At 35.7% G+C, this 21,436-nt stretch carries 23 protein-coding genes and 1 riboswitch; of the genes, 18 read left to right on the forward strand and 5 right to left on the reverse strand.

Features of this window, described 5'->3' with window-relative positions; translation table 11 throughout:
- Positions 1-20: 20 nt before the first annotated feature.
- The 12 genes from DRF59_RS08280 to ribB all read left to right on the forward strand — a co-directional run bounded on the left by DRF59_RS08280 (position 21) and on the right by ribB (position 9,804).
- Complete coding sequence (locus DRF59_RS08280; RefSeq protein ID WP_123873672.1) at positions 21-581, forward strand: hypothetical protein; 561 nt, start codon at positions 21-23, stop codon at positions 579-581.
- Between the two features lie 90 nt (positions 582-671).
- Complete coding sequence (locus DRF59_RS08285; protein WP_115958626.1) at positions 672-1,580, forward strand: alpha/beta fold hydrolase; 909 nt, start codon at positions 672-674, stop codon at positions 1,578-1,580.
- Between the two features lie 23 nt (positions 1,581-1,603).
- The gene (locus DRF59_RS08290) at positions 1,604-2,122 is read left to right on the forward strand and encodes a hypothetical protein (RefSeq protein WP_115958628.1); all 519 of its coding nucleotides are present in this window, start codon (positions 1,604-1,606) and stop codon (positions 2,120-2,122) included.
- Positions 2,123-2,142: 20 nt separating this feature from the next.
- Positions 2,143-2,601: a hypothetical protein gene (locus tag DRF59_RS08295; protein ID WP_115958630.1), complete on the forward strand. Its 459-nt coding sequence runs from the start codon at positions 2,143-2,145 to the stop codon at positions 2,599-2,601.
- A 16-nt stretch (positions 2,602-2,617) separates the two neighbouring features.
- Positions 2,618-3,157: a dihydrofolate reductase family protein gene (locus DRF59_RS08300; RefSeq protein WP_115958632.1), complete on the forward strand. Its 540-nt coding sequence runs from the start codon at positions 2,618-2,620 to the stop codon at positions 3,155-3,157.
- Between the two features lie 278 nt (positions 3,158-3,435).
- A complete protein-coding gene (locus tag DRF59_RS08305) occupies positions 3,436-3,819 on the forward strand; it encodes a 5-carboxymethyl-2-hydroxymuconate Delta-isomerase (RefSeq protein WP_115958634.1) in 384 nt (127 codons plus the stop codon).
- Between the two features lie 33 nt (positions 3,820-3,852).
- A complete protein-coding gene (locus tag DRF59_RS08310) occupies positions 3,853-4,356 on the forward strand; it encodes a DinB family protein (protein WP_115958636.1) in 504 nt (167 codons plus the stop codon).
- A 45-nt stretch (positions 4,357-4,401) separates the two neighbouring features.
- Positions 4,402-5,577 carry an alpha/beta hydrolase-fold protein gene (locus DRF59_RS08315; protein ID WP_115958638.1) on the forward strand — a complete coding sequence of 392 codons (1,176 nt, stop codon included), beginning with the start codon at positions 4,402-4,404 and terminating at the stop codon, positions 5,575-5,577.
- A 554-nt stretch (positions 5,578-6,131) separates the two neighbouring features.
- Entirely contained in the window at positions 6,132-6,980 is an 849-nt protein-coding gene (locus DRF59_RS08320; protein ID WP_115958640.1) for a hypothetical protein, read from the forward strand.
- A gap of 110 nt (positions 6,981-7,090) precedes the next feature.
- On the forward strand, positions 7,091-8,332 hold the full coding sequence (locus DRF59_RS08325) for a hypothetical protein (protein ID WP_115958641.1): 1,242 nt from the start codon (positions 7,091-7,093) through the stop codon (positions 8,330-8,332).
- Between the two features lie 98 nt (positions 8,333-8,430).
- Positions 8,431-8,781, forward strand: coding sequence for a DUF2200 domain-containing protein (locus DRF59_RS08330; protein WP_115958643.1), 351 nt, complete (start codon positions 8,431-8,433; stop codon positions 8,779-8,781).
- Between the two features lie 158 nt (positions 8,782-8,939).
- A riboswitch (FMN riboswitch) is annotated at positions 8,940-9,065 on the forward strand.
- A 91-nt stretch (positions 9,066-9,156) separates the two neighbouring features.
- Positions 9,157-9,804 (forward strand): 3,4-dihydroxy-2-butanone-4-phosphate synthase, encoded by a 648-nt coding sequence (gene ribB, locus DRF59_RS08335; RefSeq protein ID WP_115958645.1) that lies wholly within the window; start codon positions 9,157-9,159, stop codon positions 9,802-9,804.
- A 66-nt stretch (positions 9,805-9,870) separates the two neighbouring features.
- Here ribB and DRF59_RS08340 read toward each other — a convergent pair whose 3' ends face one another.
- On the reverse strand, positions 9,871-11,955 hold the full coding sequence (locus tag DRF59_RS08340; RefSeq protein ID WP_115958769.1) for a TonB-dependent receptor plug domain-containing protein: 2,085 nt from the start codon (positions 11,953-11,955) through the stop codon (positions 9,871-9,873).
- Between the two features lie 150 nt (positions 11,956-12,105).
- On the opposite strand from DRF59_RS08340, the gene DRF59_RS08345 reads away from it, so the two are divergent.
- Positions 12,106-12,858: a DUF3575 domain-containing protein gene (locus DRF59_RS08345; RefSeq protein ID WP_241505505.1), complete on the forward strand. Its 753-nt coding sequence runs from the start codon at positions 12,106-12,108 to the stop codon at positions 12,856-12,858.
- Between the two features lie 98 nt (positions 12,859-12,956).
- On the opposite strand, the gene DRF59_RS08350 is transcribed toward DRF59_RS08345, so the two are convergent.
- Positions 12,957-13,172: a hypothetical protein gene (locus DRF59_RS08350; RefSeq protein ID WP_115958649.1), complete on the reverse strand. Its 216-nt coding sequence runs from the start codon at positions 13,170-13,172 to the stop codon at positions 12,957-12,959.
- Between the two features lie 558 nt (positions 13,173-13,730).
- On the opposite strand from DRF59_RS08350, the gene DRF59_RS08355 reads away from it, so the two are divergent.
- From DRF59_RS08355 to DRF59_RS08375, 5 genes are read left to right on the forward strand one after another with little or no spacing between them, the layout of a single operon-like run.
- Entirely contained in the window at positions 13,731-14,582 is an 852-nt protein-coding gene (locus DRF59_RS08355) for an alpha/beta fold hydrolase (protein WP_115958651.1), read from the forward strand.
- Positions 14,582-15,052, forward strand: a complete 471-nt coding sequence (locus DRF59_RS08360) for an RNA polymerase sigma factor (RefSeq protein WP_115958653.1) — start codon at positions 14,582-14,584, stop codon at positions 15,050-15,052. The genes DRF59_RS08355 and DRF59_RS08360 overlap by 1 nt, the downstream gene beginning before the upstream one ends.
- Positions 15,042-15,632 (forward strand): hypothetical protein, encoded by a 591-nt coding sequence (locus DRF59_RS08365; protein WP_115958655.1) that lies wholly within the window; start codon positions 15,042-15,044, stop codon positions 15,630-15,632. Before DRF59_RS08360 ends, DRF59_RS08365 begins: the two co-directional genes overlap by 11 nt.
- A complete protein-coding gene (locus tag DRF59_RS08370) occupies positions 15,632-16,246 on the forward strand; it encodes a class I SAM-dependent methyltransferase (protein WP_115958771.1) in 615 nt (204 codons plus the stop codon). Before DRF59_RS08365 ends, DRF59_RS08370 begins: the two co-directional genes overlap by 1 nt.
- 60 nt (positions 16,247-16,306) lie before the next feature.
- On the forward strand, positions 16,307-18,094 hold the full coding sequence (locus tag DRF59_RS08375) for a M43 family zinc metalloprotease (protein WP_115958657.1): 1,788 nt from the start codon (positions 16,307-16,309) through the stop codon (positions 18,092-18,094).
- Between the two features lie 101 nt (positions 18,095-18,195).
- Here the strand turns inward: DRF59_RS08375 and DRF59_RS08380 are convergent, their stop codons facing one another.
- The 3 genes from DRF59_RS08380 to truA all read right to left on the reverse strand — a co-directional run bounded on the left by DRF59_RS08380 (position 18,196) and on the right by truA (position 21,390).
- A complete protein-coding gene (locus DRF59_RS08380; protein WP_115958659.1) occupies positions 18,196-19,953 on the reverse strand; it encodes an ABC transporter ATP-binding protein in 1,758 nt (585 codons plus the stop codon).
- Between the two features lie 337 nt (positions 19,954-20,290).
- Positions 20,291-20,635 (reverse strand): hypothetical protein, encoded by a 345-nt coding sequence (locus DRF59_RS08390; protein ID WP_115958773.1) that lies wholly within the window; start codon positions 20,633-20,635, stop codon positions 20,291-20,293.
- 20 nt (positions 20,636-20,655) lie between these two features.
- Positions 20,656-21,390: a tRNA pseudouridine(38-40) synthase TruA gene (truA, locus tag DRF59_RS08395; protein ID WP_115958663.1), complete on the reverse strand. Its 735-nt coding sequence runs from the start codon at positions 21,388-21,390 to the stop codon at positions 20,656-20,658.
- Positions 21,391-21,436 lie beyond the last annotated feature (46 nt).

Below are 21,436 nucleotides of genomic sequence, written 5' to 3' on the forward strand. Positions count from 1 at the left end.
CCTTGAAACAAAAAATTGAAATGAGAAGACGTAAGATAATATTCTTAACACTTATTTCCTTATTGGTATTTCTGTCTGTAGTAGATTGGCTTAATGCTAAAGACTACTTTCAATCAGACTACAAAGTCCTGACAACGGAGCAGGAAGATCTATTTAAGTGGAAAGATGAAGATGATACAAATTCATTTCAGGAGAGATACAGAAAATATTTTTTTGATAAGGATTACTTTTTTCCCGGACAAAAGGTAACTAAGATTAAACTATATAAGAACATTCCATTATTAGGTCCTTGGACAGGCAAAACACTGAACTCTGCCCAAATAAAAAGTCTTATACATTTCTGCAATGATCCTACCAATTTCGATTGGGATGAAACAACCTGGCAAGCCAGTGACAGCGAATATTATTTCAAACTATTTAACAACAAAAATTTAGTAATAGGGAAAATTTATTTTTGTCTTGAAAAATGCGGTATGACCAATTCAAAGCCATTCTGTCCCGCAATGAAGACCGGCGGACTATCAGAAAAAGGGAAAAAACAAATTGAAAAATTAATACCTGATAAAACCAGCCGGAATTAACAATATGGAAGGTGACTTAATCTGATATCATTCCATTTTTACTTTTAATATCTTTGAAATATTCAATTCTCTTTTGTCAATACAAAAAATATGACCAAAATTCTAAAAATAGCACTCCTCATCCTGTTCTTTTTAAATTACATAACAAGCGCCCAGAGTAAAAAAACAGACACGCTGGTTACCAGTGATCATGTAAAGCTGTATACTAAAAAGTCCGGCAAAGGACCAATATGCATTTTTATTCATGGTGGACCAGGTGCGTGGAGTGAATCCTTTGAAAGTTTGGGAGGAAGCAGGTTAGAGTCAGATCTCACTATGATTTATTATGATCAAAGGGGAAGCGGACGTTCTGCTAATTCTCCTGAAGAAAATTATTCATTAAACAGGATGGTTGAAGATATTGAAGAACTCAGAAAGAATTCCGGAACAGAAAAAATTTATCTTTTGGCACATTCGTTTGGTGGAATACTGGCCGTTCATTACGCAAAAAAATATCCTGATCATCTAAAAGGGATAATCCTGGCCAACTGTACCCTGAACCTGAAATATTCTCTTCAGGAACAAATCAACTATATGAACCAGGTAATGAAAACCAATTATAAGAGTACAGAAGCTACACTGCTGTCTGATTTCATCAAAATAAAAGGAGACCTGTCAAAAAAAGGGCTGGATTACAAAATGCTTTCAGATGAAAAGCAAAATATAGACCTGTTAAATACGATCGACCGTAAGAATCCAAGTACCTATGCTTTTGCACAAAAAGCATTTTCCATACAAGAATACTGGGAAGACCATACTCCACTCACCCGGTCTGTAAAAATACCGACCCTTATCATTACAGGTACAAAAGACCATTCTATCGGAAAAAATCATTTTAAATCTTTTTCATTTCCTGATCAGCAGATTGCAGAAATAAATGGTGGACATTTCCTTTATTACGAGAAAAATAAAGAATTTGTGAAAGCAGTTTCTGATTTTATCCACAAAACCGAAGGTTAGCTTAAAACATTATTTCCTGTCTAATGAAACAACTGCTGATTTTTATTCTGATTATCATAATTTCTTCTTTGTCTGCAGGAATATATGGAATTATTCATGATCAGATTACCTTTACAATTTCACCGGAATATTTTACATGCCTCAAGTTTCCCCAGTTTGGAATGGAGCACCTAAAATTACCTGTAAGAATAAAAGTCGGGATTATTGGTTTTTTGGCTACCTGGTGGATGGGACTATTTTTAGGAATTGCCTATGCCCTTATTTCTTTATTTCTTAATCCTGAAACAATATTTAAGATAACTTTGAGATCAATCCTGATTAATCTCCTTATTACTGTAGTATCCGGATTTTCAGGCTATTTGTACTCCATCCTGTTTCTGTCTCCACAACATATTAACTGGTATATACCAAACAATATTAAAGATATACAACATTATATACAGGTAGGGTCAATACATAATTTTGGATATATCGGAGGAATTGCAGGACTAGTTGCAGGGATAACTTACCAGATAAGAAAAAGCAATGTACATTTTGATTGACGAACCATAAACCTTACAGTATGAAATCAACAATATTCCTCGTAATAAGCTTAATACTTCTATCATGTCATAAAAAAACAGAAAAAAAAGCATTAACTGATCATTATAAAAATTGGGAAACTCTTGAAATCAGAACAAGGTCGGAAATCCTTACCATTTCCAGGTTTTCAGATTCAGCGGGCTATTACCAAGAAACTGATAACAGAAAGCTTGAAATTCCATCAGGAGGTAAAAAAATAATTTTCACTGAAGCGGAAAAAGATAGCTTAGGTAAATACATTTATGAATCTGTTACCCAGCCAAAATTTACCGATATTCGGGCTACAGATTATGCAGGAAATGTTATCTTTAAGTTTGATAAAGGAAACATGAATTTAGTCTGCGAATACAATTCCGTAGGAGACTGGACTGAGGTTTCTGAAAACACTCAAAAGATTTATAACCTGATCAGCCGTAAAATCAAACTATCTAAAAATTAAAAACCGCTTTATCATTATGAAAAAAATAATACTGGACCTTGCTACTACTTTAGACGGATTTATTGAAGGACCCAACGGAGAAATCGATTGGTGTATCATGGATGATGACATGAATTTCGACGGGTTTCTTTCCAGCATTGACACGATTTTTTATGGCCGGGTAAGCTATGATGCATGGGGAAATTATCAGCCTGAAGAAAATGCAGCTCCTGAAGAACAAAAACTTTGGAATACTGTTCATTCCAAAAATAAATTTGTCTTTTCCAGTCAGAACAGAGAAGATGAAAATGCCGTTTTTATCAGTTCCGATATTGTTGAAAAAGTTTCAGAGATTAAAAATCAGGGAGGAAAAGACATCTGGCTCTACGGAGGAGCGGGTCTTATCAAAACTTTCATTCAGGAAAATCTTATTGATATATACAGAATATCTGTTCATCCTGTTGCTCTGGGAAAAGGGAAACCACTTTTTGAAGATATAAAGGAAAGATTAAATTTAAAACTCGTTAAAACCAATGTTTTCAGATCAGGTGTGGTACAGCTTATTTACGAAGCTTAAACTAAAATGATGGGATCGTTCAGCTTAATTCGAAGAACTACTGTTAAAGTACACATCATAATACGAAAAAGATTATTGCAGTCACATTCCTGATATTGGCACTGACTCTTTATAACTATCCTTTCAAATTAAGAAATCGAATCCATAAAACTGATATTTGTAGTAAAAAATATGAATTTTCAAACCGTTTTAGAAACAGAACGGTTTTTTATTTTGAATATCAGTTGATATTTTTATTATTTTTATCTTACACAATATCAAACCACAAAATATAATCTATGCCTCATTTCATTATAGATTGTTCACAGGATGTTCTTCTGCAGAGAACACCTGATGAATTAATGGATGCCGTTTATGAAGTGGCTGATGCAACAGGTCTGTTTGCTCCCAATGATATTAAAGTAAGACTTCAGCCCTATCAGTATTACCGGTTAGGTACCGGCAAGAAAAATTTCCTGCATATCTTCGGATATATTATGGAAGGACGGACTACAGAACAAAAGACTGACCTTTCCAGAAAGATTTGCACCCGGCTTTCTGAATTGCTGGCAGATATTTCTTTTCTCTCCGTTAACATCAGCGATTTTGAGGCTTCAACTTATAGTAACAAAGCCCTCATTAATCCTGAAAATACAGGCAAAGACCGGCATTTCGGATTATAGCTTATTCCTGAACCAACTAAATATCAATATACCATGAGTTTAAAAACATTAGTCAGCAAAAGTGCACAGTATAACAATTGGGTAGTCAACAAATACATTGACTGGCTATCCACAAAGTCTGACGAGCAGCTTAATCAGGAAACTATTTCAAGTTTTCCAACGATCTTAAAAACTTTACATCACATCTGGCAGACCCAGGAATACTGGTGGAGCCATATTTCTGAAAATAATGATTTTGATTTTACAAAAACTACAGAGACCACCAGCAAAGAAGATATTTTTAATGCCATAAAAAACAATTCACAAAAGCTGGTGGATTATGTGGAAAGCTTATCTGAAGAAGATCTTTCAAAAAATGTAAAAGTAGAATCCCCGTGGTTTCAGTGTGACTTTTCAAAATACGAATATATTCAACATGCCATTCTTCATGGAACGTATCATAGAGGACAAATTGTAACAATGGGAAGAAATATCGGAATAACAGATGCTCCTATGACTGATTTTAACTTCTGGAACATTTATAAAGATGATAAATAGAAAGATAACCTAGCAAGCACATCATAAAAAAACTATACAACCTATATGATTTCAGCGACTGATCTTCTTATTTGGAGAAAAACTTATATTTTATTTTTTTCTCTTTGCTTCCTTTCAGCTTTTTCCCAGCTTGAAAAAATTCCAGCTACTCAAGATACTGCCTTTCTGATCGAATCAACAATCCTTAATCAACCGAGAAGCATATGGGTTCATTTACCGGAGGGATACTCCTCTTCACAAACTTATCCTGTTCTATATCTGCTAGATGGTGATGCCCATTTTAAGTATGTTTCTCAAATGACTGATTACCTCTCAGATTATGACCGGAACAGAATTCCCAAAATGATCGTTGTAGCCATAGTCAATATCAACAGAGGCAAAGATTTAAATATACGTCATAATATAGCAGACGGAAAAGAAGACTCTTCCAGCATATCAGTTGTTGATGGTGCTGGAAGATTTTTGAAATTTCTTGATAAGGAAGTGATACCTGAAATAAATTCACGTTTTAAAACTCAGCCTTACAGAATTCTGATGGGGCACTCGCTGGCAGGAGAATTTGCTTTGTATGCTAAAAACACACTTCCGGATTTATTCCAGGCTACAATCCTGATAAGTCCTGCCATTCACGACGAAAATATCGTTGTAATGACTGATTTTAATAAAATGTTGCAAAAGAAAAATCTAAAAGGAAAAATGTTTGTTACGCTAGGAGATGAAGATACTCAAAAAGTCAATCTGATAACAGAGCAGCTTAAACTATTTTCTCCAGCAACTTTTGAATGGGATTTTAAATATTATAAAGAAGAAAATCATTTTTCAGTAACCTATAAAAGCATTTTTGATGGTTTAAAATTTATTTACAAGAACTGGTTTTTTGATAATTACAGTACAGTATTAATGACTCCAAAAGAAATTCAACAACGTTTTGATCGCCTTTCAAAAGAATTCGGATATACATTGCTTCCAACAGAAGACTTTGTCAATAATCGTGCATATAAGCAACTTCGCGCAGGAAACATTAATATTGCACTCGACCTATTTCAACAAAATGTAAAAAACCATCCGGATTCATGGAATGCTTATGACAGCCTTGGAGAAGCTTATATGAAAAAAGGGGATAAAAAATCAGCTATTGAAAATTATAAGAAATCACTTCAATTAAATCCTGATAATGCAGATGGAAAAATAATCCTGGAAAAGCTTTTATCAGAAAAATAAGATATTGTATTTATTATTATCATTTAAATAAATCATGTTACATTAAACAAAAAATGTGGATAACTTTTCCACATCAGCTCTACTTTTATTTTACAATTGTGGATAACTTTTCCATAGCGTATTATTCACAAATATAAATATATATAACACAATACTTTACATAAAATAAATATCCACACAAAATTTTCCACATGTAAATATAAATGTGAATAATTTTATGTGGATAACTTTTTTACAAGCTTTACCCATTCCCTCTCTGTTACAATCTACAATACTTCCTAAACAATAAAAAGATACCACAATTTATTAACCATAATCGTTTATAAATATTTTTTATGTAATTTTAAAAAACAAAACAAATCACCATGAAAAGAAATATGAAAACTATTTTATCCCCTTTAAAAACAAAGAAAATACAAACTTATAGTAACCTTTGTACTATATATTCCCTACCCTGACACCTAGAAAAACGCTCAGATTCTGTTGAAATGATTAGCCATTACAGCAGAAAGCTCCCAATAAAACAAATGAAAACAATTTAATCCCCTCATTCAATGACAACAACCGACATTCAAAAAAACATCATTCCCTATATCGGGGAAACAGATCCTTACATCAATATTCCAGAAAACAGCATTTTCAATGATCACACTATTGAAACTGAAATATACGGACATGATTTTAGCAATGAAAACTTTACTTATCTGCTAAAAACACTGGCTTCATTGGGAAGCTGCAGCTTATACAAACTGTTAAATGATTCCTCTAAAGAAAAAATCTATTTCCTTGGAGAAAAGTTAAGGATCAGAAAATTATCTTACAGACCCATTCCGGATGCCATCTCCATTACCGGCGCAAGCTATCTGGAATCTAAAAGAAAAGGGAAATCCTGCCTTAATGCAAAAGATAAACAATCGGGAGAAACCCTGTATTCTTTTGAGTTGGATTACTATATCATCAACCAAGATTCATTCAGGCTTTTTTACAAAGATTATTTCAATGACACTCCTGTAGAAAGTTATGATGAGAAACTTCCCGAAGCTAAAATAAACAAGACCGGAGACCCCCATCAGTTTACCATATCCATCATGCCTTTTAGCCTGAGCCAATGCAAAGGCCATTTTGAAAATTATCCGATTGTTCCTTTTGTTTTCGTTGCCAATTGTGTACTGAGAGAAATCTTCAATTTCTTAGGAAACCAGAACATTTATGAAATTGACAGCCTGGAAGGTTACGCTTCCAAGGCAATGCCCACCGGAACAGAATTCCTGGTTGAAGTTTTCCAACAAAAATTCCTAAAAAATCTCATCTACTTCAAATGTGAAATAAAAGACCTTTCCGGTACTCCGTATGCAATTATTATTGTGAATCTAAGGTCAAATGATAAAAAACAAACCGGATAATCCTGCTCCTATTCTAACGCAGAATTATTTCTGAAGTTCCCGGCTTAACAGATTTTTTTGTAAGTTCGTTATGAATACACTTATAAAATTACAAATAAAAACAGAGGCTAATGTATAACACTACAATACAAAAAGAATGGTTCTCAAAAGGGGAACAATATGCAAGAGAAATCAATGAAATGGTTGAATTGGGTGAAAAAAACGGATGGGAAAACTGGAAGGGTAAAGAACCTGAAGATAGCAGGGAAAACCTGGGGGAAGAAGTTTTTGAAATGCTCAAAACGGCAAACCTGAACAATGATATAAATAATTTCAGGAAACTCTTCCCCCCCGCTCACACTCCGGTTATTCCTTTACTGAAAGAAAAATCACAAAGCATCGAACACCTTCATTTTATAGAAGGTCAGAAGATCGTCTTTTTAACCGGGACTTCATATGAAAAAAGACAGGCTTATCTGCTTGATGGCGATAAAGTCAGTAAACTTGATGAAAACATTAGTGCTATAGGGAAATCCAGACAGGGAAATGTTTTTGCAATAGCTACTGATCATAAAATTTCGGTATATAAAGGCTGGGAAGGAAAACTGATCAATGAGTTTAAATTCATTAGCACTGATTTCGGACTTACAGAAATTACACCATTTAATGACGGGAGTAAAGTACTTATCATTTCATCAGGAGGTATTTTCCTGATTTCTGAAAATGAGAATAAACTAATACATCCTGTCAACGAAGATAATGATGAAGACTGGACTTCCCAGATCGATATGGAAAATGCAGCATTGTCTAACGACAACTCCTATATTGTTGTTGGGGATCAGGGATATGATCACAGAATTCTGGATCAGGAAGGAAATACTATAGGAACTATCGGACCTCAATCATCATACCCTCATTTCTGCCTGTTCTCAAAAGATGACAGCCAGCTGATTACCAATTCCTGCCATTTTTATAATGGAATTACGATCGGTATTCATTCCGGTCAATATGCAGGAGTAGATATTGAAGCTTATACAGAAAGTGATGATTTTACTTTTATTGATGAAGAAATGAGAGTATATGCAGGAGTAGCAATAAAAGATTACTATATCCTTGGTGACGCATATGGCTACATCAAGGCATTTGATAAAAAAGGAACCCGTCTCTGGAGACACTTTTTAGGATCCACAATTTCCGGAATGACTGTTTCAGATGATGAAACCATACTTTGGGTAGCTGCTCATTCAGGCATACTGCACAAATTACATCTTGAAAAAGGATTAAGAGACACCCACACCATAGGTAATGCAAAACATTATGAAGAGTTCAGGCTTCTGATCTGGAAAGATGAACCTCAGGTTTGGAAATGGTAGGATTCGCATGTTAATTACATGTGCTATTTCCCAAAAAGTATCATTTCATTACTTTTTGTAAATTAGTTTTCTATAGAAATTAATTTAATTTTACGATTATGCAGAACACACGGGTTTTTAAAATGTCCTTTGCAGGAGTTTACCCACATTATATTCAAAAGGCAGAAAAAAAGGGCCGGACTAAAGAGGAGATTGATAAAATTATATTCTGGCTGACGGGATATGACGAAAAAGACCTGCAGGAAATTTTGAATAACAAAACAGATTTCGAAACATTCTTTAAGCAGGCTCCTCAGATCAACCCTAATGCATCTATGATAAAAGGAGTTATTTGTGGCTATCGTATTGAAGAAATAGAAGATGAACTCATGAGAAATATCCGGTATCTGGATAAATTAATTGATGAACTTGCAAAAGGAAAATCAATGGAAAAGATATTAAGGAAATGACTTCTGAATATTAATCTATTACGGATACCTACGTTTAAAATATGATAATCTAAAATTTCTTTCCCAATTCAAAAAACTTCCCGAAATTAGCAGTCTGTGCGTTAAATATGATCCAATGAAATAAAAAAATTTAATTAGAACATACAAAACTTAATATAAGTTTTCTTCGGGGCAGGGTGAAATTCCCTACCGGCGGTTATAGTCCGCGACTCCTTTCTTTTGAAAGGACTGATCTGGTGAAATTCCGGAACCGACAGTTAAAGTCTGGATGGGAGAAGAAAATGAGATGATCAGTAAGATTCTTTGCGGACTCTTATTGTATCGTATTTCATTTCCATGTACCGAAGACTATTTTAACTTTAACAGTAAAATAACATGGAAAAATTACTAGAACAATTCGGAGCAACCTCCAGAGAACGTGTAGAAAAAGCACTTTCAACTTTACAACAGGGAAAAGGCATTCTTTTGGTAGATGATGAAAACCGTGAGAACGAGGGCGATATCATCTTTCCCGCCTCCACTATTACAGAACAGGATATGGCACTTCTGATCCGCGAATGCAGCGGTATCGTCTGCTTATGCATATCTGAAGAAAAAAGCCGCCAGCTTAATCTTCGTCCAATGGTGGAACACAACAATTCAAAAAATCAAACCGCATTTACCATTTCTATCGAGGCGAAAGAAGGTGTAGAATCAGGAGTTTCTGCAAAAGACCGCGTAACAACAATCAGAACGGCTGTAGCTGAGAATGCCCTGGCAGAGCATATTGCCAGCCCGGGACATGTTTTTCCTTTAATCGCGAGAAAGGGAGGTGTTTTTGAAAGACGGGGACATACAGAAGGCAGTGTAGATCTTGTAAAAATGGCTAATCTGGGTGACGATGCCGTACTTTGTGAGCTGACCAATGAAGACGGCTCCATGGCAAGACTTCCCGAAATTGTGGATTTTGCCATCAGGAAAGGGATGAGTGTCGTAACCATTGAAGATATTTATACTTACCGTAAAATGATTATCAGCAACTAAAATAAATCTGTTTAACGCACTTAGCAGCCGCCCGGTATCGGCGGCTGTTTTTTATTGACAGAAATATCAGAAAGTAGCAGCCGGAGCTGTTTCATTATTCAGTTTTCTTTGAAGCTCAGTTTTTTTACCCTTTGAGAAATCATAGCTCAACCCTAAAACAAACATTGATTTATTATTCATGATCTGTGTATGAACCCGGTAATCAACCAGACTCTCAGGAAGACTTTTCGTCTTATATTCCGAAGGCATTCCTATCCAGTACATTCCGGTAGAAAAAGTCCAGTTCCTATGCTTATAACTTATAAAAATATTATTCTGGTTTTCGTTGGTATTGAGAAAAGCACCGCTTAGACTATAAACCGGAATATTAAACTGATACTGAACAGAAAAAGATTTATATTCTGAAGACAGCACAAAATAATTTCCAAGATAATTATTTTTAATCACCATATCTCTCCCTGTCCGGATCGTTTCCGAAGTAGGGGTAATCACCGCTTTTAAAACAAGAAGATTGCTTCCAAAAGGTTTATAAGACCCTGTCAGCTGCATCCCGTATCTCTGCCCATATTTCCCGTTCTCATAAGTTAACGCATATCCTCCCGATACCTCATCCTGAACATAGTACTGATTGATAACCCTATCCGTATAGCGGTAAAATAAAGCAGCATTAAAATCAAAATATTTATTACTAAAGGAATAGGTCAGGTTATTTGAAAAAACCTGTTGTGATTTTAAAAAAGGATTTCCCCGTTGTACAATATTCGGGGCCAGCTGCACCACATTACTGCTCAGCACATTACTTGAAGGACTTACCGGACTGTAACTTCCTGTAAAACGGAAATTCTGATTATTTTTCAGCTGATACCCTAAAACAACTTTCGGAGTAAAGCTCCACTCATCAAAAGTATTTGTAGCACTCTTGTTATGAATATTCGTCAATCCTGCCCCGACGCGATAAGTGAATTTTTCAATTTTTCCGGAAAACTCAGAATAAATATACTGCTCAAGATAATTAACACTATATCGGGAATATCCGGCAAGATTATTAAGATCATTGGAAATCGAAGTTACTGAAAAGCGGTATCCCGAAGAAAGTTTACCTGCCACAAAATCGTGAGTATGCGCAAGCTCTCCTACAATACTGGTCTGTTTTGCCTTAAGAACCATATCATTATCATACACAGAAAGCCCTGAACCCATAATCCATTCCTTTGCCGTTTCAGATGTATTGGTTGTATAATGAGATCCTACCAGATTAAGACTCAGTTCATCCTTATCCCCTATTTCCTTTGAATAATACAGATCCAGCTTAGGAATTACATAATCCGAACCGTTATTTTTGAACATTGAATGCTGCTCACTGAAGCTGTCCATCGTAAAAACGCTCTGACCGGTACCTTTTGAAAATCTACTAAAAACATCCATATTCAACTTTACCTGAAAAGCATAATCCTCAGGAACCATCCTCGTATAACGCAATGCAATACTCTGGAAGGTATACCCGAAATGATCAGTTCTGTTTTCATCTGAACGGTACTGTTTCCCATTCAGCCGGTAATCATAGATACTACTCACCCTCCGGTCATCATAATCCCGTAGATTAATGGAATACTCAAATCCCAAATTATTTTTCCCTTTGGTATAATTAGCATAAGCAGATCCATTAACAAATCCCGTGTTGAAGGCTGCAGATAGGTCAGCACCGAAAACATATCCCGTTTCCGCAGACCTCGTCAGAATATTAACAACCGTATCGGCCCTTGTAGCCCATCGTGCCGGTGGAATATCGTAGTATTCTACTTTTACAACATCACCCGGCATCACACTTCGGATCTGAAGGTCTGTTGCTTCAATTCCATTAATCAGAAATAAAGTAGCCCCGCCTTTTGTACTGGTAATAGTATTAGCAACAGGATCCAGCTGTAACTCAGGAAGTGTCTGAAGCAGGTCTTTTGCATACCGTGCTTTTTCAAGCGCTTCTCTGTCAAAAGTATAGACAGCTTTATCTGCAAATTGCTTTTTACGTTGCGATTTTAAAATAACTTCCTGAATTTCTTTCGTAGCGGATCCCTCTACCGTATCAGGTGATTTTTCCTGTGAAAACATAAAAGTTCCGGAAAGAATAAACGCAGTATATATTGCTTTTTTCATGAGCGTAAAATAATACTCATAAGACAGCCCCGTGTCATGATTCATTACATAATAGATTAATCCGGCAGACATTTTTATGAAAATTGAAATATTATGTTAAATTCTGCCCGCTTTTTGCTGATATTATTTTACACCACAAAATATTTGATCATGAAAAAGTCTTTTATAATTATTTCCTGTTTATTGTGTTCAGTAACTGAGGCACAGGAAAATACGGACTCACCGCAAGAAAAGATGAATATTGTGAAAACCAATGTTACTGCATATGCCTTCAGAAATATTAATCTTTCTTATGAGAGAGTGATCAACCAATGGTTTTCAGTAAATATCGGGTTTGGAACAATGCCTGAAGGAAAAGTACCTTTCATTAATGCTTTTCTGAAAGAGGAGGATGAAAAAAGATTTCAGAATCTGAGAGTAAAAGCAACCCATTTCACCGTAGAGCCCAGGTTTTATCTTGGAAAGGGCTATGGAAAAGGATTTTATATTGCTCCCTATTACCGGTATTCCGACCTGTCTTCCAATACTTTCGACTTTTATTATGATTACAACGGACCGGATGGGAATACCTATCAGATCCCGCTTAAAGGAGGAGGTAAAGCCAAAGGAAACAGCGGCGGGCTTATGGTTGGTGTACAGTTCTTTCTGACAAGAAACCAGAACTTAATTCTTGATCTATGGATTGCAGGAGCTCATTATGGAGGAGGGAAAGGTGACTTCAGTATGACCTCAGATTTTGTTCTCACTCCTGATATGCAGGCACAGCTTAAGAAAGAAATTGAAGACCTGGACCTTCCATTTGTAAAATATACTGTAGAGACCAATGCCAGCGGAGCCAAAATAAAGGTAGACGGACCCTGGGCAGGTTTCAGAAGCGGTCTCTCCCTGGGATATAGATTTTAACACCTGTAGTTTAATCTTTTCATACATGAGGACCCAGGACGAAGACCTCAACATTCATATTTGAAGAAACCGGCGCCATATCTGGTGCCGGTTATATTTCAATGGTAAGCTTGCTTGAATTTCTCAATCATACTATCCAGATTATGCCGCTGGACATATATACTCTTCACCTCTTCATATCTGGGTGATTTGTAGAAAACTTCATGAAAATCCATACTCCCATTTCCTACCTTAACCACTTTCTGTACTTCAATATTCAACTTTTTCAATTCATCTTTAAAGACTTTAAATTCGTCCTGGATACTACTGCTCATTAATATTTTAGTTTTTTAGTTAAAAATTCTATTCACCCCCTTCAAATGGCAGGGTAATATTTCAAATTCTGAATAAAGTTAGTAAATTTATTGATACAAAGTAACAGTTTGACAATATTTTATTATTTTTTATCACAACAACCTATCGATATTATTCAATTAATACATATTTCGTATTTTTAACTCACAAAGGCAGAAAGCAGAAGTAGTAGTCAAATATATCATGGCGCCTTTTAAACAGATCAAATGGAAACAATCACAAATCTGAAAGGAGGAATTATCAGACGTTTGAAAAGTGCCAATACAAAGTTCCCGGATTTTATTTTGACATCAACAGATTCTATGGTAAAATATTAGATCAATCATTCCATGATAATTATAAATTCATTCTTGCTGTACCATTTAACAAAACTGCTAAATAAATCTCATATGATTTTGCCCTGAACCAAAGGGTTTAGAAGGAAGAGAAATATTCTTTTTCAAAAAAATTAAATCTTGTGTAACATTTTTTAAAGGTTCGTCTCTAAAAGACAAATAAACTTTAAAACTTTAGAAATCATGAAAAAAAGTACATTCCTTCTTATCATCATATTATTTTTTTTAGCAGTATGCAATATATTCGGCCAACAAACAGCTTATCCGTTTGAAGTAAAGAAAACAGGAAAAGGAAAACAGGCATTATTTTTCATTCCGGGATTTGCCTCATCGGGAGATGTTTGGAACGAAACAACTGCAAAATTTGAAAAAGACTTCGCCTGCTATACTTTAACAATGGCTGGATTTGCAGGAACAAAACCACAGGCAGATGCCAGTTTTAAAGACTGGGAAAATGGAATTGCAGCTTATATCAAAGACCATAAAATTGAAAAGCCCATCCTTATCGGACACAGTATGGGAGGTGGCCTTACCCTTGCGATAGCAGCAGATTATCCGGAACTTGCAGATAAAATTATCATTATAGATGCACTTCCCTGTCTGGCAGCAATGTCTGATCCCAGCTTTACATCGAAAGAAAATAATGACTGTTCGTCCACCATTACTCAATTGACAGCTATGAATGACGAACAGTTCCGAAAAATGCAGGCCCTGGCCATTCCACGCCTTCTTGCAGATACTTCCATGCAGGAAACTGTAGTTAACTGGAGTATGAAATCAGACCGAAAAACATTTGCCAAAATGTACTGTGATTTTTACAATACGGATCTCAGAGAGAAAATAAAAAACATACAATGTCCTTCTCTCATTCTTCTGGAATCTTTTTTTATTAACCTTAAGCCAGCGATTGAAAGCCAATACAAGAATTTAAAAAATATCAATATGCAGTACGCTTCAAAAGGATTACATTTCATCATGTACGATGATAAGGATTGGTATTTTAATCAGCTTACTCACTTTTTATCTGCGAAATAATGGTTTTTGAAGAGATATACGAACTCTACTGGCAAAGGATATTCCGTTTATGTATGGGATATGTGAATGACCCTGAACTCGCTCAGGATCTTGCTCAGGAAACATTTATCATTGTCTGGCAGCAGCTTTCGAAATTCAGGAATGAATCCAGCATAGGAACATGGATTTTCAGAATTGCTTCTAATAACTGCCTCCGACAGATTGAAAAGGAAAAGAAATTTACCAAAACAGATCTGCCCATCAATCTGGAAGAAAAAAAGCAGGAATCTATGGAACCTCAGATCCAACTGCTCTACCAGTTTATTTCGGAGCTACCTGAAACGGACAGAATTATTATTTCATTGGAACTGGAAGAGGTGAAACAGGCTGAGATAGCCCATATCGTAGGGCTTTCAGAATCCAATATACGGGTAAAGATTTACAGGATAAAAGAAAAATTAACGCAAAAGTTTAAAGAAAATGGATTCTAATATAGATTTTAAAAATATATGGAAGCAGCAGACTTCCGGCAATCCTGATCTGGAAGAGCTTCTCCGTAAGCTGAAAAAATTCAGAAATCAAAATCTGTGCAAACTGATCTTTGCTAATATTTGTTTAATTGCAACTTCCTTATTGATTTTTTTCATCTGGTACCTTTACCAACCTGAAATGATCACTACAAAAATTGGAATTGTACTCGTAGTTTTGGGAATGATTATTTTTCTGCTTGCGTATAACAAAATGTTTATGGTATTTTACAAGATTGATCAGACCCAATCAAACAGTGAATATCTGCAAAGTTTATATGTGGTAAAAAATAAGCAGAAATTGATGCAGACCACCATACTCAACTTATATTTTGTCATGCTGTTTCTTGGAATATGTTTGTATATGTACGAATATATTTTGAAAATGTCCCTTGGCTCAGGTATTATAGCCTATGCATTAACATTTGTATGGATTGCTTTCAACTGGTCTTATCTGAGACCGCGAACAATAAAGAAACAGCAAGATAAACTTGACGAATTAATTAATAAATTTGAAAAGATCAATAATCAATTAAAAAAATGATGATATCTTCTGACAACAAGGACCACTGGGAAAATGTATATGAGACAAAAAACCCGGACCAGGTAAGCTGGACACAGAAAAAGCCTCAAACATCACTTGATTTTATCAATTCCTTCGGAATGAAAAAAAATGCATCTATAATTGATGTGGGCGGAGGTGACAGTAATCTTGTAGATTACCTTCTTGAAGAGGGTTACGAAAATATCACCGTCCTTGATATTTCTGAAAGGGCATTGGAAAGAGCTAAACAAAGACTGGGAGCTAAAGCCGGTAAAGTAAAATGGATCGTTACGGATGTTACCGCATTTGAACCTCCCGAAAGCTATGATATATGGCATGACAGGGCTGCTTTTCACTTCCTTACTACTCCTGAACAGGTTTCAGACTACCTGAAGATTGCCGGAAAATATGTCAATAATTGTATAGTTCTCGGTACTTTTTCTACAAACGGACCGTTGAAATGCAGCGGGTTGGAGATTCAGCAATATGATGAAAATTCTTTAGCTGAAAAATTTAAAACAAGCTTTGAAAAAATAAAGTGTATCACTGAGGACCATATAACTCCTTTCAATACTACCCAGAACTTTATTTTTTGCAGTTTTAGAAAACTTTAATTTTTTATAGTATTTTTTTATTTATTTTTAATAAACCAAATCATTAAATATTAAAGTACTATGAAAAAACTACTATTATTACTTATCTCATCGGCTTTGTGCCCGTTTTTTTATTCACAAAAGGTAGAATTTCAGGAATGCGGAACTGATGAATTAATGAAAAAACATTATCAAAGGTTTCCGGAACAGAAAGCCCAGGATGATGCTTTTAACCTTGAATTATCCAAATTAATAAAAAGTGGTAAAATAGCTTCGGTAATCAATAAAAATCAGGTATATGAAATTCCTGTTGTCGTACATGTTGTAGGAGATGGCAGTGCAATAGGGACCGTCAACAATAAGTCTGATGCCGATATTATTGCCTGGATCAATTATACCAATGGTGTATTTGCCGGAAGCAGTTCCAGTGGAATGTCAGGGACAAGTGCCATACTGCCTGTTAAATTTGTTTTTGCCAAAAGAGATCCCGCCTGTAATCCTACGAATGGGATCAATAGGATTAATGCCTCTCATCTGCCCAAATACGTAAGTGGAGGAGTAAATAATGACAATACCACCAATGCAGTAACAGCTTCACAGATCACCGCTCTCGGAATGTGGGATACAAGTAAATATTACAATATTTATGTAGTGAAAAAACTATCTTCCAGTTCAGGCACTTTAAATGGCTTCGCCTATTATCCCGGAGGAAGTAATGATTATTCCTTTATGTCCACCAGCGCTTCGGCCGTCAATGCACAAACCTTAGCCCACGAATTCGGTCATGCACTCGGATTAAGACATACCCATGAAGGATATAATGAATCCACAGGAGCCTGCCCTGCCAATAATGATTGTACCCTGGATGGAGATCTGGTTTGTGATACCGAACCTATGAAGAGCCTTTATCATTCCTCTGTGCCTTACACCTGCCAGACCGGACAAACCAATCCTTGTACCAGTCAGATATATGCAGGCGGGGAAAGAAATGTAATGGCTTATACTTTCTGTTTCCGTGACTTATTCACACAGGGACAGGCCACCAGAGCCGTTGCACAGCTTCTTCAATACAGGCAGTCTTTAATAAACTCACCGGTGGCATCCACCACGGCATCTAATAACAGCTCAACATTAACTGCAGCCTGCACTCCTTCCAGCATTACCAATCCCGGAGGATATAATATAGGTATTACTGCCGTAAAATTCGGAAGCATCAATAATTATTCAGCCAATTACAAACAGGCAGTAAATAATTTCTATGAAAATTTTACCGGAAACTATTGTCTGGGAACTTCAAAAACAACCATTCCAAAGGCAACAGCAACCACACTGACTATTGCTCCCGGAACAAGCAATGCCCATATTATAAAAGCATATATTGATTACAATAATGACGGGCAGTTTAATGAAACTACAGAATTGGTTCTTAATCAGAGTGGAATAAATAATGGCTCCTGGGCTACAGCTTCAGTAACTCCACCATCAAACGCAGTTACAAATACTCCGCTAAGAATGAGGGTTATCGGTGATTTTAACGGCACACCGGTAACAGCCTGCTATACTCCAAAATACGGACAGGTTGAAGACTATTCTGTAATTATTGAACAGCAGAACCTTTTATCTTTAGAAAGCAATGCCAATACAAAAGATGTTACTGACATTGTTAAAGATGGCAATTCAATATATATAAAAAGTGATATAAAAATTTCTTCATTACATATTTACGATGCCTCAGGCAGATTACTGACAGACACCAAGAATATACAATCACCGGAATTCAGATTTCCGGTAGATAATAAAAATATAATTGTTACCGTTAATGTCGTTTTGGAAAATGGCAGGGTAATCGTCAGAAAATTAAAATTCTAAAAAACTATATTCACATAAATAAAAGAGAACTCAATGGGTTCTCTTTTTTAATTTCTTTATCATTATTTTCCTCTTCGCAGGCAATCAGTCTTTATTATGAATTATGACTTTTTCTCTTCCTCCATTTCTACTTCATGACGAAGCTGGGCCTTGTACAGTGTGGCATAATATCCATTTTTATCCAGAAGCTCTATATGCTTTCCTTCTTCCACTATTTTCCCATGCTCCATCACAATAATTTTATCAGCCTTTTCAATGGTTGAAAGCCGGTGTGCAATAATAATAGAGGTTCTGTTCTTCGTTATTTTTTCTGTAGCCCTCTGGATCAGCTTTTCACTTTCATGGTCAATAGAAGAAGTAGCCTCATCCAGGATCAGTATTTTCGGATCAGACAAATATGCTCTTAGGAAAGATAATAATTGTCTCTGTCCTAAAGAAATGGACGAACCTCTTTCACTGACAACATAATCATAACCACCGGGAAGCTGCTCAATAAACTGATCTACTTCTATTTCTTTAGCTCCTGCTTTTATTTTATCAAGAGTAATACTTTCATCGCCAAAAGCAAGATTTTCAAAAATACTTCCATGGAAAAGGAAAACGTCCTGTAATACAACTCCGATATGACTTCTCAGATTATACAGTTCATAATCTTTCAGATCTATATCATCAATCAGGATCTTACCCGAATTAATATCATAAAGCCTTGTGATAAGACTGATAATCGTGGATTTTCCGGCGCCTGTTGCTCCTACAATAGCGACTGTTTCCCCTGGTTTTACTTTAAAATCAATTCCCTTCAGTACTTCCTGCTTCTCATCATAAGCAAAACGGACATTCTGAAATTCAATTTTACCGGCAAAATGATCCTTTTTAACAGTCCCGGTGTTAGGCATAGAATTTTCTTCATCCATTAATCCCAACACCCTTTCGGCACCTACAATACCTCTCTGAATATTATTGAAACGGTCTGCAATTTGTCTCAAAGGACGGATCAGCATCGAAATATACTGAATAAAAGCAATAACTACTCCCGCACTAATGGTAATATATCCGCCATAAAACAGAATAAACCCGATAAACAGTGATGAAATAAGCTCTACCACCGGAAAGAATAATGAGAAAATGAAAACTGTTCTCAGCAATGCTGCTTTAAGGGTGATATTAATATCATCAAACTTTTTAAACTCAGATTCCTGTCTGTTGAACACCTGAATAATCGGCATACCCGCCAGTCTTTCCTGAACAAAAGAGTTTTGGGTTGCCGTCCAGTTTCTTTCATCTCCGAAAGCTTTTTTAAGCCTTTTCTGAAAAAATCTTGTGATAATCACCATTAAAGGTAAAATTGCCAGGGTAATATAGCTCAGATGCACGTTGGTACTGAACATCATGACCAAAACGAAAATAATTCTTAAAATATCTCCGAAGACCATCAGAAAACCATCCGTATACACCGTAGCAATGGTTTCAACATCTCCTACAGCACGAGTTACCAGCTGCCCGATCGGAGTTTTGTCAAAAAATGAGGTCCTGAAATAAATAAGCTTAGCATACAATCTCTCCCTGATATCACGAATAACATTCTGAGAAATAAAGTTGGAAAAATAAACTAAAAAAAAGTTCAGAACCGTTTCAGCAAATACCAATCCTACCAGAATGTAGATATGCTTCATCATTAAAGCTTTGTCCTGCAGCTTAGTGATATCATTATCCACCACTTCCATGGTAAGGTATGGCCTGTAAGTAGAAACAATTGAAAGTATAACAGAAATTATTAAAGTAAGAATGAACCAAGAACGAAATTTCATTCCGATAAAGAACAGTCTTTTTATAATTCCCCAGGTATCTTGTTTTTTCATTGTACGAATCGAAAGAAAGAATTAAAATAAAATTCTATGCAAAAATAAGACTTTCTGGATTGTCAGCCTGTACAACTTCTACAATTCGTTATAGAAAATTTAAGATATCTATTATTTACAATATGAATATATTAAGCATTTTTACAGCCATTCCAAAAAACGAGATTGTTATTCTTTACCATCTTCACCCGGTAAATGATTCTTTCCTAAAATCAATAAAACTTTTCCTTTCTTGAAATCTTCTGCCGGAAGTCATGCAACCGGTAAAGACAAAAGCTAACTAAATGATTTCAATTATGATAGTAGTCAAAAGTAAAAGCCCAGATAAAACCAAATTCTATTGATCTAAATTATTGCCTATTTTCTCTATTTCAAGAGAAGGTTTTTGAAGACTTTCATTCTTAAACTTTTTCTCAAGAAACTGGTACACTCCCCAGACTGCTGCAATAGATATCAGCCAGCTGATCATATTTGGCAAAGAATACCCAGTATAATTTACACCTTCAATAGATGCAGGATCCGTTAGTCCTTTATACATTCCATAGCCCATTCCTAGAAAAATTTGGGTTCCCAGATAAATTCCTACAGCTAAAAGCCCCATTTTCCATTTCGTTTTTCCAAATCTGCCGGCTAATTGTGCGTAATATCTATAGGCGCCGATAAGAATAAAAATTGATAACATCGTTATAGTTTTTTTTAGTTTCATTTAAAATCATATCCCACATCCACCAGGTATAATCCATGTCCCGGCGCTGAGGTTCCTGCAGCATTACGGTTTTTATCTTCTATCACCTTACGGAGATCTTCAGGTTTCAGTTTTCCGGTACCTATTTCTACCATGGTTCCTACGATAGCACGAACCATATTTCTGAGAAAGCGGTTCGCAGAAACAGTAAATTTCAATTCCGATCCGTTCTGTTCCCATTCTGCCTTATAAATTTTGCAGATATTGGTTTTATTGTCGGTCTTCAATTTTGCAAAACTTGTGAAATCCTCATATTCAAAAAGAATTTTACAGGCTTCATTCATCGCATTAACATCCAGAGATCTTTTCCAGTGCTGCCACGCAGATTCCTGTGTGAAAGGATTTTTTTCCAGCGAAATATAATATTCGTAGGTTCTGTACGTCGCATCAAAACGAGCATGAAAATCATCTTTCACAGGGAAAATCCTTTTAATGGAAATATCAGGTGGAAGAAAACTGTTCAACTTTCGCGGAAGCTGATCATCCAACTCCTTGTCTGTATCAAAATGCGCAAATATTTTTTTTGCGTGAACCCCTGTATCCGTTCTTCCAGCTCCCGTAGTTTTAATCTCTTCTCGCAAAATTGTAGACAGCGCTTTCTCCAGTTCTTCCTGCACAGAAACGGCATCCGGTTGTATCTGGTAGCCGAAATAATTCTTGCCGTTGTAAGAAAATTCAATAAAGTATCTCAATGTATTCTAATAACTCCACAAAAATACTTTAAATTACCGAAATATT

This window comes from Chryseobacterium flavum, from assembly GCF_003385595.1.
GTDB lineage: Bacteria > Bacteroidota > Bacteroidia > Flavobacteriales > Weeksellaceae > Chryseobacterium > Chryseobacterium flavum.

Bases quoted from the DNA above. Each gene is read 5' to 3' on its own strand.
- DRF59_RS08280 (WP_123873672.1), top strand. From the start codon at position 21: ATGAGAAGACGTAAGATAATATTCTTAACACTTATTTCCTTATTGGTA.
- DRF59_RS08285 (WP_115958626.1), top strand. From the start codon at position 672: ATGACCAAAATTCTAAAAATAGCACTCCTCATCCTGTTCTTTTTAAAT.
- DRF59_RS08290 (WP_115958628.1), top strand. From the start codon at position 1,604: ATGAAACAACTGCTGATTTTTATTCTGATTATCATAATTTCTTCTTTG.
- DRF59_RS08295 (WP_115958630.1), top strand. From the start codon at position 2,143: ATGAAATCAACAATATTCCTCGTAATAAGCTTAATACTTCTATCATGT.
- DRF59_RS08300 (WP_115958632.1), top strand. From the start codon at position 2,618: ATGAAAAAAATAATACTGGACCTTGCTACTACTTTAGACGGATTTATT.
- DRF59_RS08305 (WP_115958634.1), top strand. From the start codon at position 3,436: ATGCCTCATTTCATTATAGATTGTTCACAGGATGTTCTTCTGCAGAGA.
- DRF59_RS08310 (WP_115958636.1), top strand. From the start codon at position 3,853: ATGAGTTTAAAAACATTAGTCAGCAAAAGTGCACAGTATAACAATTGG.
- DRF59_RS08315 (WP_115958638.1), top strand. From the start codon at position 4,402: ATGATTTCAGCGACTGATCTTCTTATTTGGAGAAAAACTTATATTTTA.
- DRF59_RS08320 (WP_115958640.1), top strand. From the start codon at position 6,132: ATGACAACAACCGACATTCAAAAAAACATCATTCCCTATATCGGGGAA.
- DRF59_RS08325 (WP_115958641.1), top strand. From the start codon at position 7,091: ATGTATAACACTACAATACAAAAAGAATGGTTCTCAAAAGGGGAACAA.
- DRF59_RS08330 (WP_115958643.1), top strand. From the start codon at position 8,431: ATGCAGAACACACGGGTTTTTAAAATGTCCTTTGCAGGAGTTTACCCA.
- ribB (WP_115958645.1), top strand. From the start codon at position 9,157: ATGGAAAAATTACTAGAACAATTCGGAGCAACCTCCAGAGAACGTGTA.
- DRF59_RS08340 (WP_115958769.1), bottom strand. From the start codon at position 11,955: ATGAAAAAAGCAATATATACTGCGTTTATTCTTTCCGGAACTTTTATG.
- DRF59_RS08345 (WP_241505505.1), top strand. From the start codon at position 12,106: ATGAAAAAGTCTTTTATAATTATTTCCTGTTTATTGTGTTCAGTAACT.
- DRF59_RS08350 (WP_115958649.1), bottom strand. From the start codon at position 13,172: ATGAGCAGTAGTATCCAGGACGAATTTAAAGTCTTTAAAGATGAATTG.
- DRF59_RS08355 (WP_115958651.1), top strand. From the start codon at position 13,731: ATGAAAAAAAGTACATTCCTTCTTATCATCATATTATTTTTTTTAGCA.
- DRF59_RS08360 (WP_115958653.1), top strand. From the start codon at position 14,582: ATGGTTTTTGAAGAGATATACGAACTCTACTGGCAAAGGATATTCCGT.
- DRF59_RS08365 (WP_115958655.1), top strand. From the start codon at position 15,042: ATGGATTCTAATATAGATTTTAAAAATATATGGAAGCAGCAGACTTCC.
- DRF59_RS08370 (WP_115958771.1), top strand. From the start codon at position 15,632: ATGATATCTTCTGACAACAAGGACCACTGGGAAAATGTATATGAGACA.
- DRF59_RS08375 (WP_115958657.1), top strand. From the start codon at position 16,307: ATGAAAAAACTACTATTATTACTTATCTCATCGGCTTTGTGCCCGTTT.
- DRF59_RS08380 (WP_115958659.1), bottom strand. From the start codon at position 19,953: ATGAAAAAACAAGATACCTGGGGAATTATAAAAAGACTGTTCTTTATC.
- DRF59_RS08390 (WP_115958773.1), bottom strand. From the start codon at position 20,635: ATGTTATCAATTTTTATTCTTATCGGCGCCTATAGATATTACGCACAA.